At 43.7% G+C, this 12,603-nt stretch carries 11 protein-coding genes; 5 read left to right on the forward strand and 6 right to left on the reverse strand.

Translation table 11 applies throughout. The features are described from left to right. Nucleotides 1-7: 7 nt before the first annotated feature. Nucleotides 8-1,369, reverse strand: a complete 1,362-nt coding sequence (locus tag ACQZ43_RS03935) for a rhodanese-related sulfurtransferase (RefSeq protein WP_430614604.1) — start codon at nt 1,367-1,369, stop codon at nt 8-10. 252 nt (nt 1,370-1,621) lie between these two features. Between ACQZ43_RS03935 and recA the strand changes: the two genes are divergently transcribed. Then, nucleotides 1,622-2,626 (forward strand): recombinase RecA, encoded by a 1,005-nt coding sequence (gene recA, locus ACQZ43_RS03940; protein WP_430614605.1) that lies wholly within the window; start codon nt 1,622-1,624, stop codon nt 2,624-2,626. Nucleotides 2,627-2,704: 78 nt separating this feature from the next. Here the strand turns inward: recA and ACQZ43_RS03945 are convergent, their stop codons facing one another. Then, entirely contained in the window at nt 2,705-3,472 is a 768-nt protein-coding gene (locus ACQZ43_RS03945) for a lysophospholipid acyltransferase family protein (RefSeq protein WP_430614607.1), read from the reverse strand. A 147-nt stretch (nt 3,473-3,619) separates the two neighbouring features. On the opposite strand from ACQZ43_RS03945, the gene trpS reads away from it, so the two are divergent. Continuing rightward, nucleotides 3,620-4,594, forward strand: coding sequence for a tryptophan--tRNA ligase (trpS, locus tag ACQZ43_RS03950; RefSeq protein WP_430614609.1), 975 nt, complete (start codon nt 3,620-3,622; stop codon nt 4,592-4,594). Between the two features lie 41 nt (nt 4,595-4,635). Here the strand turns inward: trpS and dprA are convergent, their stop codons facing one another. Next, complete coding sequence (gene dprA, locus ACQZ43_RS03955; protein ID WP_430614611.1) at nt 4,636-5,739, reverse strand: DNA-processing protein DprA; 1,104 nt, start codon at nt 5,737-5,739, stop codon at nt 4,636-4,638. Nucleotides 5,740-5,944: 205 nt separating this feature from the next. On the opposite strand from dprA, the gene ACQZ43_RS03960 reads away from it, so the two are divergent. The 3 genes from ACQZ43_RS03960 (at nt 5,945) to ACQZ43_RS03970 (ending at nt 8,310) form a co-directional block, all read left to right on the forward strand. After that, nucleotides 5,945-6,874 (forward strand): SPOR domain-containing protein, encoded by a 930-nt coding sequence (locus ACQZ43_RS03960; RefSeq protein WP_430614613.1) that lies wholly within the window; start codon nt 5,945-5,947, stop codon nt 6,872-6,874. Between the two features lie 66 nt (nt 6,875-6,940). Next, nucleotides 6,941-7,450, forward strand: a complete 510-nt coding sequence (locus ACQZ43_RS03965) for an acyl-CoA thioesterase (RefSeq protein ID WP_430614616.1) — start codon at nt 6,941-6,943, stop codon at nt 7,448-7,450. Between the two features lie 74 nt (nt 7,451-7,524). After that, nucleotides 7,525-8,310, forward strand: a complete 786-nt coding sequence (locus tag ACQZ43_RS03970) for a S1/P1 nuclease (RefSeq protein WP_430614619.1) — start codon at nt 7,525-7,527, stop codon at nt 8,308-8,310. Between the two features lie 48 nt (nt 8,311-8,358). Here ACQZ43_RS03970 and ACQZ43_RS03975 read toward each other — a convergent pair whose 3' ends face one another. From ACQZ43_RS03975 to ACQZ43_RS03985, 3 genes are all read right to left on the reverse strand, one after another. Beyond that, nucleotides 8,359-9,621 (reverse strand): hypothetical protein, encoded by a 1,263-nt coding sequence (locus ACQZ43_RS03975; protein WP_430614621.1) that lies wholly within the window; start codon nt 9,619-9,621, stop codon nt 8,359-8,361. A gap of 134 nt (nt 9,622-9,755) precedes the next feature. Beyond that, nucleotides 9,756-11,642 (reverse strand): OmpA family protein, encoded by a 1,887-nt coding sequence (locus ACQZ43_RS03980; protein ID WP_430614624.1) that lies wholly within the window; start codon nt 11,640-11,642, stop codon nt 9,756-9,758. 24 nt (nt 11,643-11,666) lie between these two features. After that, nucleotides 11,667-12,590: a PorP/SprF family type IX secretion system membrane protein gene (locus tag ACQZ43_RS03985; RefSeq protein WP_430614626.1), complete on the reverse strand. Its 924-nt coding sequence runs from the start codon at nt 12,588-12,590 to the stop codon at nt 11,667-11,669. Between the last annotated feature and the right edge of the window lie 13 nt (nt 12,591-12,603).

The raw sequence follows: 12,603 nt of genomic DNA on the forward strand, positions 1-12,603 counted from the left end.
CGCTTATCTATTCTATTAGTTTAAACAACAAATCGGATTTTCTAACTCTAAAATCCAAACTCATCGTCATTTTATCTCCTATTGCAGATTCTTGAACCGCTTGTCCATTGACCATCATTCGCTCTAAAATCACTTTTTGCTCTCCCGTCGTAGGTCCTACTATAACGAGGGTATCTCCTACTTTTATCCCGTCGCTATCGATGGAGAATTGCCCGACTCCGGCCTTGGTAAAATAGTGTTCCACCTTGCCTATGGGCTTTCTTTTCTCGATGCGTTTTTTTCTTATTTTGGTCACTGCACTGACTTTGACTGGAACAATCTCCTCAAAGACATTGCGTTCATTTTTAAACTTTAAAGCCGCCGATTTTCCCTTTTTGAAAATCAGATTTCCCTTTTGAACACCACGGCGCAGGGCGCGTTGTTCTTCTTCGGGCAATTGAATAACCGCCACACATTCGTCCGAACAGCAGTGGTGCATTTTCTCGGCGCAGCTGTCGCATTGTATAAACAACAAATGACAGGCTTCGTTGGCGCAATTGACGTGGGTATCGCAAGGCGCGCCACATTGGTGACATTGGGCAATAATATCGTCGGTAATGCGCTCACCCAAACGGTGATCAAACACAAAGTTCTTTCCGATAAATTTGCTCTGTAAACCCTCTTCCTTTATTTGACGGGTATACTCTATAATTCCCCCTTCTAATTGGTAGACGTTTTGGAAGCCCTTATGCTTAAAAAAGGCACTGGCTTTTTCACAGCGAATACCGCCGGTGCAGTACATCAGCAAATTTTTATCCGCCTTGTGCTCGGCTAGCTGTGCTTCGATAATCGGCAAAGACTCTCTAAAGGTGTCTACATCGGGTGTGATGGCTCCCTCGAAATGTCCGATCTCACTTTCGTAGTGATTTCTCATATCAATCACCACGGTATTGGGATTGCTTAACATGTCGTTAAACGCCTTGGCTTTTAAATGTATACCGATATTGGTCGCATCAAAACTGCTGTCTTTTAAGCCGTCGGCCACAATTTTACGGCGCACTTTTACCGTCAGCTTAAGGAAAGACATATCGTCGTGTTCTACCGCGACATTCAATCGAATTCCCTTCATAAAATCATAGGCCTCCAGGGTTTGCCTCAGGGCTTCAAAATCTTCCGCAGGCACCGACATCTGGGCGTTGATTCCCTCGTTTGCCACATAAATTCTACCCAGGGCGTTGAGTGGGCTCCAGGCTAAGAATAAATCGTCTCTAAATTGTTGGGGGTCTTGGATTTTTGCGTAGGCATAAAAAGACAGGGTCAAACGGTTTTGCCCCGCTTGCTCGATGAGCAAGGCTCTTTCCTCTGCGCTTAAAGTGTTATACAGTTGCATGCTATTAACTTTTAAGTTGGTATATAAACGATAGGTCGATCATTCTAATTGGAAGAATGAAGCGGCAAAGATACCATTTTTAAAAAATCCCATAAAATGATAATTGTCATTTTATGCTATAACAGCGCTATAAACACCTCCTAGAGGGAACTACAGGCCCTTTGTAAGGGGTTATTTTAAATTCTAAAGCCCGATGAACTACTTTGAAACTCAAAAAAAAGCTGTACTTTTACATTTCAAATTTTAGGAAAGATGAGTGCAGATAAAGAAGCCAAATTAAAAGCTTTACAGCTTACATTAGATAAATTAGACAAAACTTACGGCAAGGGAACGGTTATGAAACTGGGCGACCGCGCTGTAGTAGAGGTAGAAGCGATTTCATCGGGTTCTTTGGGACTGGACTTAGCCCTTGGAGTAAACGGGTATCCGCGCGGTAGAATCATCGAGATTTACGGTCCGGAATCTTCGGGTAAAACCACCCTAACTTTACACGCCATAGCCGAAGCACAAAAAACAGGAGGTATTGCAGCATTTATCGATGCCGAACACGCCTTTGATCGTTTTTATGCTCAAAAACTCGGTGTGGATATCGACAACTTGATCATTTCTCAACCGGACAACGGGGAACAGGCTTTGGAAATTGCTGAAAACCTAATCCGTTCGGGTGCTATTGACTTGGTGGTGATTGACTCGGTGGCTGCCTTGACGCCTAAGAGTGAAATTGAAGGAGAGATGGGCGATTCCAAAATGGGATTACACGCCCGTTTGATGTCTCAAGCCTTGAGAAAACTTACCGGTACCATTAGCAAAACCAATTGTACGGTATTTTTCATCAACCAATTGCGTGAAAAAATCGGGGTGATGTTCGGAAATCCGGAAACCACTACTGGGGGTAATGCCTTAAAGTTTTATGCGTCGGTTCGTTTAGACATTCGTAAATCAACACAAATTAAAGAAGGCGACCAAGTAATGGGTAACCGCACTAAGGTTAAGGTGGTTAAGAACAAAGTGGCACCTCCTTTCCGTACGGCAGAATTCGACATCATGTATGGAGAAGGAATTTCTAAGGTAGGCGAAGTATTGGACTTGGCCGTTGAATTTGAAATCGTTAAAAAGAGTGGATCTTGGTTTAGCTACGGAGACACCAAACTCGGACAAGGTCGCGATGCCGTTAAAGGTGTTATTAAAGACAATCCGGAATTGATGGACGAACTCGAAGTCAAAATCAAGGAATTGATAAAAAACAAAGAGGAATAAACATTCTTTGTTTCACCTATTAAAGGGTTGCGTTTATCCAAGCGCAGCCCTTTTTGCATTTTATACCCAACCCTTAGCTTAGCCGTTGTATTTGCGTTGGTAATCGGCTTCAAAAACCAGCACTTGTGCTAACATCACTGCTCTCGCTTGTTCTTTAAGTGCTTTTTTATCGGCAGTCGTTTTGCCGCTGGTCGATATAAAAGGATGTATTACTATAGGAACCCGCGCGGGATGACCCGCCAAAAAAGCAAAGGGGAAGTAATGCCGCAAACAGCCGAAAGTCATGGGAATAATTTCGATTTGATGCTCGATGGCCAATCGAAAAGCGCCGTCTTTAAACTCATCCAGCACCACGCTTTTATCGTCAGACACCCCGCCTTCGGGAAAGATGCAAATACTCAATCCCAATTTCAATTTATCTTCGGCACTTTTAATCGCCAGCATTCTGCTTTTGGAATTTCCCCGATCGACCAATATACAGGTTCTCTTGTAAAAATATCCAAAAATGGGCAGTTTGGCCAGCTCTTGTTTACCGATAAAAACAAAGGGATTGTCTTTGATCAAGATCAGCATCAACATGATGTCCATCATAGAGGTATGGTTGGCAATCAGCATATAACTCTTGCCCGGTTCGGGCTTTTGTTGCCATTCCACGCGGTAGCGAAAGCCCATTCCAAAGAAGACTACCGTTGCCCAAAAACGCGCCAATACAAAAAAGTACGGATAGGTTTTATCGCTGGAAATGGTCAAAATCAACAAGGGCGACAGCACTACTATAACCACTGTCATTAAAAAGTAAAACCAAATTTTCCACAAAATCCAGCAAACCGTCTTGAGTAGCTTCATGTATTCTCTATATCTAAAATTTTAAACCCTTTCAAAAGTAAAACATAAAAATCAATATTGCATCACCGCAGCAAAAAAGCGCGCCTCAAAATTAATTTAACTTGTGCAAATCCGCTATCTTTGTTTGAAATATTAGAAAAAACAAAAATGGCTAAAATTCTAACTGGAGTACAGAGTACGGGTACTCCCCACTTAGGAAATCTTTTAGGCGCTATCATCCCTGCGATACAGATGGCCAACCTAAGGGAAAACAATTCCTTTCTTTTTATTGCCGATTTGCATTCGGCAACACAGATAAAAGAAGCGACTATCTTGCAGGAAAACACCTATAGTGTCGCTGCAACATGGCTGGCATGTGGATTAGATATCCAACACGTAACCTTCTACCGGCAGTCCGACGTTCCACAGACCACGGAGCTCTCTTGGTATTTAAGTTGCTTTTTTCCCTTTCAACGCCTAACTCTAGCGCATTCATTTAAGGACAAAGCCTCGCATTTAGACGATGTCAACGCCGGCTTATTCACCTATCCGATGTTGATGGCGGCAGATATTTTACTCTACGATGCCGAGTTTGTACCGGTTGGAAAAGACCAGTTGCAACACTTGGAAATCACTAGAGATGTCGCGGCGCGCTTCAATCACCAAATGGGCGAAACCTTTGTTTTACCCGAGGCTAGAATTGCCGAAGAAGTGATGATTGTTCCTGGAACGGACGGCGAGAAAATGAGCAAATCGCGCAACAACTACATCAACATCTTCCAAGACGACAAGGGCTTGCGCAAGCAAGTCATGGCCATACAAACCGACAGCACCCCATTGGAAGATCCGAAAAACCCGGAGACCTGTCATGTTTTTGCGCTATACAAATTGATAGCCACTGCCGAGCAAACCGCCGCTTTGCGCGAAAAATACCTCGGTGGAAACTACGGTTATGGGCATGCCAAACAAGAATTATTCGAATTGATTTGCGCGCGTTTTAAAACCGAGCGCGAAAAATACGCCTACTACATCACTCATTTGGATGAAGTGGACGCCTTGTTGCAGCTTGGTGCCGAAAAGGCCAGCAAAATAGCACAAAACACCTTGAACCGCGTGCGCCAAAAATTGGGATACCGCATTTGATAACACCATACCGAAACGGACTCTTGCGAGTCCGTTTTTTTTTATAACGCTTCAAACAACTTTCCCGGCAATGGCCGTACGACCCCTTTGAGTTCCATGCCCAGCAATAGGGAACTCACTTGATATACGGGCAATTGGCAGGAGATTGCGAGTACATCCAAGCTTTGCTTGCCGGACTTCAACAGCGCGTCGTATATCTTTTGTTCGGCATCGCTCAAGTGGACGAAGAGCTGCTGCTGCAGCGGCGGTTTGGGCTTGAGCGGTCGATTCCACTGCAGTATATTCACGACATCTGTCGCTGCGGTTACGAGTTGTGCTTGCTGCCATTTGATCAGCTCATTGCAACCCTGACTGTAGTAATCCGTTACCCGACCCGGTACGGCCAAGACCTCCCGATTGTAGTCGTTGGCAAAGCGCGCGGTACTCATCGACCCCCCTTTAAGAGCACTTTCCACAATAATTGTAGCTTCAGATAATCCGGCAACGATGCGATTGCGGCGAATAAAATTCTCCTTGTCCATGGAACTTCCCGCCCTAAACTCGGTCAAAAAACCGCCGTTAGCCTCCATGATACTTTGGTATTTGCGATGCGCTCGGGGATAAATCTCCAACAGACCATGACCCAAAACCGCCACGGTTTTTAAGCGATTTTTCCATGCTGCGCGATGCGCCGCTATATCAATTCCAAAGGCAAAACCACTGACGATAACCGGGTTATACACCGCCAACTCATCGATGAGTTGTTCACAAAAAGCCTCGCCTTGCCGACTCGCATTTCGCGTCCCTACCACGCTGATGACACGCGGATTGTCCCATTCCTGAGCCTGATTCGAAAACAACAATACCGGACCGTCTTCACAGTGCTTTAGGCGTTGTGGATAGGACTGATCTTCGAAATAGCTCACGGCAATGCGGTGTTTTACAATCCGAGCCAGCGCCAGCTCCGCCTCTTTAAAGACCGTGCTACTCTTTAGATTGGACAACAGCCTATCGCCCATGCCCTCTACCTTCATCAGTGTAGAAACCGATGCAGTCAAAACCGATTGCGCGTCGCCAAATCGCTGCAGCAACCGCTTGGCCGTTACGTCTCCCACTCCTTTCACACTTTGAAGTGCCAAGGTGTAAAACAACTTTTCCTCTTCCATAAAAGACCTCTAATCCATTAAACATCTTCTAATATAATACATATCAATACATTGGCTAAAACTTTTTTAAAAAAACGAAATAAAAAAAACCGCCCCTTGACTAACTAACATCTTATGAACAAGTTGTTTACAATTATTTCGAGTTTTGTTAATAACATTTGTGGATAAAATTTTGCGTTGTGTGTTGATTCGTTAACTTTGTGATATGATGATAGAAAAATACATTTCGGCCTTATTATATCGCTATCAGTGCGTTATAGTCCCAGGGTTTGGTGCTTTTTTAACCGAAGTCCAGTCCGCTAGCTTTAATCAGGCCAGTCAGACTTTTTTTCCGCCAAAAAAATCAATTTCATTCAACGCACAACTGCTCCATAACGACGGGCTTTTAGCCAATCACATCGCCTTGGAAGAGGGTATTTCCTATGCCAAAGCAGTCATTGTAATTTCCCAATGTGTTTCGCAGTGGAAGCGTCAATTGGCTCACGACCAAACCGTATACATCAAACCGATAGGATCCCTTCAGTTGAATGCGACGGCCCAGTTGATTTTTGAACCGCAGTTGAGCACCAATTACCTGACTTCCTCTTTTGGATTGAGCACGGTATCGGCACCTGCGATCGGAAGAGCCGAAATTCTGGAAACCCCATCGGAACAAAAACCTATTATCACACTGGCATCGAGAAGGGTGCGCAAGTATAATTTCCTAAAATACGCCGCTGTATTCGTTGTAGCAGGTAGTATCGGTGGAACGATTTACAAACAGGAACACGACGCTTTTATCGCTCAGGAAACCCTGGAGGTGGAAAAGGCGGTGCAGGAAAAGGTAGACCATCAAATTCAACAGGCGACTTTCTTTATAGAAAAGCCCTTGACTCCAGTAGTACTCACGGTCAAAGAAGCCGTGGTGATCAAGCCTTACCACATTGTAGCTAGCGCCTTTAAAAGCGAGGAAAACGCCGCCAAGGCCGCTGCAGAACTCGCAAAAAAAGGATTTGACTCCTCATTCTTAGAGAAAAACAAATACGGGCTTCACCCGGTTTTATACGGCAGTTATGCCAATCTCGCAGAAGCGCAGCAGGCGATGCGAGCAATTCACAAGAAACACAACAAAGAAGCGTGGCTTCTCGTAAAATAAATCAAAAAATCCTGAACTAAATTCAGGATTTTTTTTGTTAGAATGTTTTTATCTTTGTAAAAAAAAATGAAGCCCAAATTAGTATCCGATTCCGCTACTGTAGTAACCGATTTAGTGCTCCCAGGAGAAACCAATCCCTTAAACAATCTATTTGGAGGCGAGTTGTTGGCCCGTATGGACCGTGCAGCGAGCATCACAGCACGCAGGCACTCCAGACGCGTTTGCGTTACCGCTTCGGTCAATCACGTCGCCTTTAATCGCGCGATTCCACTGGGAAGTGTCGTGACTATTGAAGCGCGAATTTCCAGAGCTTTTAACACCTCTATGGAAGTCTTTATCGACGTTTGGATTGAAGATCGGGAGTCCGGTATTAAAAACAAGGCCAATGAAGCGATATTCACCTTTGTTGCTGTAGACGAAACGGGTCGTCCTGTAGAAATTCCTCAAATTGTACCCGAAACCGAATTGGAAACCCAGCGCTTTGAAGCGGCTTTGCGCAGAAAACAGCTGAGTCTGGTTTTGGCCGGCAAATTAAAACCCGCCGAAGCCACCGAGCTCAAAGCCCTCTTTCAATAAAGCTTAGCTTTTTATTAACACCACAAGTCCGATGACTGTACGGACGAGTCTCTAACTTTGGAAAAAATTTTAGCATGAAAAAAATACTGTTTGTAATTCTTGCCCTATTGGCGATGAACCTGTCTTCGGCTTGGGCCTGGGGCACTACTGGACACCGTGTAGTAGCGGAAATCGCCGAGCGCAATCTCACGCGCAAAGCCAAGAAAAACTTAAAGAAAATCATCGGCGACCAGCGCCTGGCCTATTGGTCCAATTGGCCGGACTTCATCAAATCGGATCCCACTTGGAAACACGCCGATGCCTGGCATTATGTCAATGTAGGCCCTGCGTTAAACCCGACAGATTTCGCCAAGGAAATGGACGAAACCACCCCGGACAACTTATATAAAAAAACGCTGCTACTCATCGAGGAGCTGCAAGACAAAAACCTTCCATTGGCTAAGAAACAGGAAAACCTGTATTTCTTGATCCACCTGATTGGAGATGCCCATCAACCGCTACACGTAGGTCGGGCAGAAGATTTGGGCGGCAACAGAATCGGGGTAGAATGGTTTGGAAAAAAGACCAACCTGCACACCTTATGGGATTCGAAATTGGTCGATTTTACCCAATACAGCTACACGGAATTCTCGACGGTTTTAAACATACACGATAAAAAATTTAATGCCCAATTGACACAGGGCGAATTGGTGTCTTGGTTATACGAATCCTATTCCACCGCACAGCGCATTTACGATTCGGCGCAACCCGACGCCAAACTCAGCTATAAGTATTACTTTGATTACCAACGCGATTTAGAAGCGCAACTGCTCAAAGGAGGTTTGCGACTCGCCAAAATCTTAAACGACATTTACGGATAACAAAAAAACAGGCTTTAGGCCTGTTTTTTTTTATTTCTATTTGACGGATTATCTCGAACTGCTGCTTCGGCTGGAACTTCCGCCACCGCTGCTGCTTCGGCTGATGGAAGAAGAGGCTCCCATACTAGAAGAACTCGATGAGCGTCCGCTAGACATGGAGGAAGAAGCTCTGCTCGACGCATTGCTGCTGCCGAAATTTGAACTCGCTCTTGACGGTGTAGCCACGCGTTCTATACGAGCCGGCTGGCTTGTTGCTCTGGCATTGCTAGTGGAGGAACTCGTTCTACTACTAGCTTGCACTGGCGCCGTTCTGGCACTTTCTGTCGAAACTCTGTTTGACGTTGTAGTGGCTCTGTTTGACGTCGACGCTGCTCTGGCCTGCGAACCGGTAGAAACCGCTCTAGAAGAGCCTGTATTTGCCTCACGGCCGCTGTTGGTTGCTGCTCTCGAAGATGAAGTGCCCATTTGATCTCTGGAAACGCTATTTACTTGACGTCCGCTGCTGTTTGTACCTGTAGCCCTACTCGAGTTGCTCGAGTTGTTGTACTGACTCTGTGACGAACGGCTACTGCTTCTGTTTTGATCGAGCGTATAGCGGTTAGACACATTGGTATTGCGTTGACTAAATCCGTTTTGTGGATTTTCACGTTCGTAGGAATTACCCCTAACATCGTTTAACATACGCGCGGAACGCGAACTTCTTCGATTCGACGAATAAACATAGCGGTTGCTGGTGTTGATATGTACGTGGATATTGTTTCTGTAACGGTATATCGGATACGGTTGCCAAGGCGAGTAATAGGTCGGGTAGTAATTCCAATACCAAGAGGAATAATACGGTCTATAGGATACGCCCCAGAACACATCAAACAGTATCGGTGTAGAGACGTATACCGGTTCATAAATATAATTTCGTCCATAGAGATACTCATTACCCACAATTTGAACTTGTACGCGGTTTTTACGGTCTTTCTCCACTTCGATAGTCGCTACGTCCTGAAACATATCTTGTCCCAATACCGCTTGAATAACGATCAAATGCGTTTGTCCTTCTGTCACCTCGATTACCCTTAAATAATCCACATAGTTATCTCTGTTTAAATCCAAATTGGAAATCTGCGATTGGGGATCATTGAGTCGTCTTTCAAAATCGGCTAAGTCTCTTGAATCTCCAAAAATAGAGGCTACGGCCTGCAGATCTAGATTATCACTGATATCGTAATTCATCGCAGTTACGGTGGCTCTTTGAGAAAAACCAACCGCAGAAAGCAATATCGCAATACCCGTTAAAATTGGTCTATATATTTTCATGTCTTCGTGTTTTTGATGTTTGTTACTAACGTAATACCAACTACTATGCCAATAATAGCATTCGGATTTAAAACGAATAATCCCAGTACTTAACAAGTACCGGGATCATTAACAAACAATTTAAAAAGTATTCTCTATTTCTGTAAAATAATAAATTCGGATCGTCTATTTACCGCGTGCTCTTCTTCGGTACAATTATCACCGCAAGGCACTTTAGGTTCGCTCTCGCCATAGCCTTTTGCAATCAAACGGCTTGGAGAAATACCCATGGAAATCAGATACTGCAAAGTGGTTTGCGCTCTTCTTTCAGACAATCTCATATTGTATTCATCGCTACCTCTGGTATCGGTATGCGCCTTAATTTGCACTTTCATGTTTGGATTGCGCTCCATCACTTGAACCAACTTATTGAGCTCAAACGACCCTTGTTGGGTGATGTTGGCCTTGTCAAATTCAAAGTATACATAGCCCAATAAAATTTGCTCTTCGATAACGAGTACTTCTATAGGACGCAGCGAAGCGGTTACCTGTTGTCTTCCTCCTTTGTGTGGTGGCAACTCGATAATCTTTCCTTCAAAACCGCTTTGGCTCACTTGCAAAACAAAGTTTTGGCGGCATTCTACTACGTACTCCACGATACCTCTGGCATCGGCGTATTTCACTTCGATAATATTCTTTCTATCGTCCAAGATCTTTACTTGTGCTCCTGGAATAATTTCGCCGGTTTTTTCGTTGACAACACTCACATACATCTCTACGTTACACACGGGAATTGCCTTGTAAATATCGTCTCTTCCCACGCGGTTGGTCGAAAAGAAACCGATGTTTTTATCGGGATAAAACGTAAATGCAAAATCGTCCTTAGGCGTATTGATCGGATTGCCCAAGTTCTTCACTTCGGCTCCTTTGATTTCCAAATCCAACACATAAACATCCAATCCACCAAGTCCCTTTCTGGAATCGGAAGAGAAATACAGTTTGTTGTCGTCGGAGATAAAAGGGAAAGACTCTCTACCTTCGGTATTTACGCGAGCACCTAAATTTTCAGGTGTTCCATAAGTACCGTCTTCATTGAGGGCTACTTTCCAGATATCCATTCCCCCCATAGTGCCGGGCATATCCGATGCAAAGTATAGGGTTTTACCGTCTTTACTCAAACTGGGATTACTGGTAGAATAATCTTTACCGTTAAAGGGAACCGCTTCAAAATTGCTCCATTTTTTTCCCTTTCTCGTGGCTTTAAAGATACTCACCTTACCGACTTTAATCAACTTGGCTTTATTCTTAATAAAATTTCCTTCGCGGAAACTCTCAGTAGCAAAAAACATGGTATGGCCATCGGCACTAACCGTGGCCGGACCGTCGTGGTATTTGGTATTGACTTCCGAAACCGCTTTAATCTGATTTAGACTTTGAAGTTCGGCGTCGTATTTCGCCTGATACAAATCTAAAAAGGGTTGGTTATTCCATCCATACTTCTTTTTACTAGGTGTACGCGTAGAGGTAAAATACAGGGTGTCGTTTTGAGTTAGAAACGCTCCAAAGTCCGAACCCGTTGGCATGTTAATCCCGCTATCTTCGAAGGTAAACAAGTCTTCTTGACTTCTCAATCTCGGAATATAATTGGGTTCCTTTTGAAAAGCAAGGGTTCGATGATCCGTTGGTGCTAAGGTCGCAAATTTACGCATCACATCATTGGCCGTATCATAGCGACCACTGGCTTTGAGCATCTGTGCGTATTTATAGTACACTTCTGCATCGAGATCGGGATTGACAGCGATGGCCTTTCCGTAATACTTCGCAGCTTCTACCGTATTAAAAATATTGTAATACGACTCGGCCAGCTGCAAATTGATATAGTTGTCCGTTTTAACGCCGCGAACCAATTTCTGATACTCCTTTGCCGCATTGACAAATTCGTATTTGCTAAAAAACTCATCGGCTATTTTTGTTTTCTCATCTTGCGCATGTCCTAAAAACACGGTGCAAGCAAAAAACAAACTTAAGTATATTCTTTTCATATTATAAATATTGATTTTTTAAGATTAAAAATACCTCGGTGAACTGGATACTTTTTTAGAAAAATAAATATCGTACAATAGAATAAATTCGTGGGAAGCTTTTGCTTTAACATTCAAATCCGACATTACGTGATCATAGGCATATCCCACTCTTAAGTTCGGAGTTATTCTATAATTCACCATTCCGCCTATAGCATCGTCTATACGGTAAGAAGCGCCCAATTCAAATTTGTTGATATACATAACATTCACTGATATATCTGCTGAAACTGGTGCGTCCGTTGCGTATTTAACCATAAAAAACGGCTTCAATTTAAAATCCTTATTCAATTCGAAAACATACCCCCCTGTTAAGAACATGTGCATAACTTGACTACCGAATTTTTTTCCATCGTAATCTAAATAATTCCCTTTAAGCATATTGGGCACACCCAAGCCTACATAGTAATCTTTGGTATAATAGAAAGCACCTGCTCCCAAATTAAAAAGGGTGCTTTTCGAATCCTCTTTGAAAGCGGGATCATCGGCATCGGTTACAAAACCGTTTCCAATTTCAGAATAAAGTCCGATATCGTGTAGGGTTACTCCAGCCTTTAATCCTAAAGCCAATTTGTGTTCCCCTCCTAAATCTAAGGTGTAGGAGAAATCTCCGTAGATATTATTCTCTTTTACCGGTCCAATTTTATCGGAGATAACTGACAGTCCTAGCCCTACTTTTTTTCCTACTCGAGTGTGTCCAAATAAAGTCGCCGTTTGCGGAGCTCCATCCAGTCCCACCCATTGCTTGCGGTACAACAATCCCATAGATAACGCTTCTTGTGATCCAGCATACGCCGGATTGACCACACTCATGTTATACATATACTGGGTATAATGAGGAGCTTGCTGCGCGTGAACTTCAGGAAGGAAGAAAAATGCGGTTAATGCTGCTAGATATAATTTCTTCATAAGTATCTATTAT

Origin of the sequence: Flavobacterium sp. JP2137 (assembly GCF_050562195.1) — a bacterium.
Taxonomy (GTDB): Bacteria; Bacteroidota; Bacteroidia; order Flavobacteriales; family Flavobacteriaceae; genus Flavobacterium.

Coding starts and splice junctions, on each gene's coding strand:
- ACQZ43_RS03935 (WP_430614604.1), bottom strand. CDS start 1,369: ATGCAACTGTATAACACTTTAAGCGCAGAGGAAAGAGCCTTGCTCATC.
- recA (WP_430614605.1), top strand. CDS start 1,622: ATGAGTGCAGATAAAGAAGCCAAATTAAAAGCTTTACAGCTTACATTA.
- ACQZ43_RS03945 (WP_430614607.1), bottom strand. CDS start 3,472: ATGAAGCTACTCAAGACGGTTTGCTGGATTTTGTGGAAAATTTGGTTT.
- trpS (WP_430614609.1), top strand. CDS start 3,620: ATGGCTAAAATTCTAACTGGAGTACAGAGTACGGGTACTCCCCACTTA.
- dprA (WP_430614611.1), bottom strand. CDS start 5,739: ATGGAAGAGGAAAAGTTGTTTTACACCTTGGCACTTCAAAGTGTGAAA.
- ACQZ43_RS03960 (WP_430614613.1), top strand. CDS start 5,945: ATGATGATAGAAAAATACATTTCGGCCTTATTATATCGCTATCAGTGC.
- ACQZ43_RS03965 (WP_430614616.1), top strand. CDS start 6,941: ATGAAGCCCAAATTAGTATCCGATTCCGCTACTGTAGTAACCGATTTA.
- ACQZ43_RS03970 (WP_430614619.1), top strand. CDS start 7,525: ATGAAAAAAATACTGTTTGTAATTCTTGCCCTATTGGCGATGAACCTG.
- ACQZ43_RS03975 (WP_430614621.1), bottom strand. CDS start 9,621: ATGAAAATATATAGACCAATTTTAACGGGTATTGCGATATTGCTTTCT.
- ACQZ43_RS03980 (WP_430614624.1), bottom strand. CDS start 11,642: ATGAAAAGAATATACTTAAGTTTGTTTTTTGCTTGCACCGTGTTTTTA.
- ACQZ43_RS03985 (WP_430614626.1), bottom strand. CDS start 12,590: ATGAAGAAATTATATCTAGCAGCATTAACCGCATTTTTCTTCCTTCCT.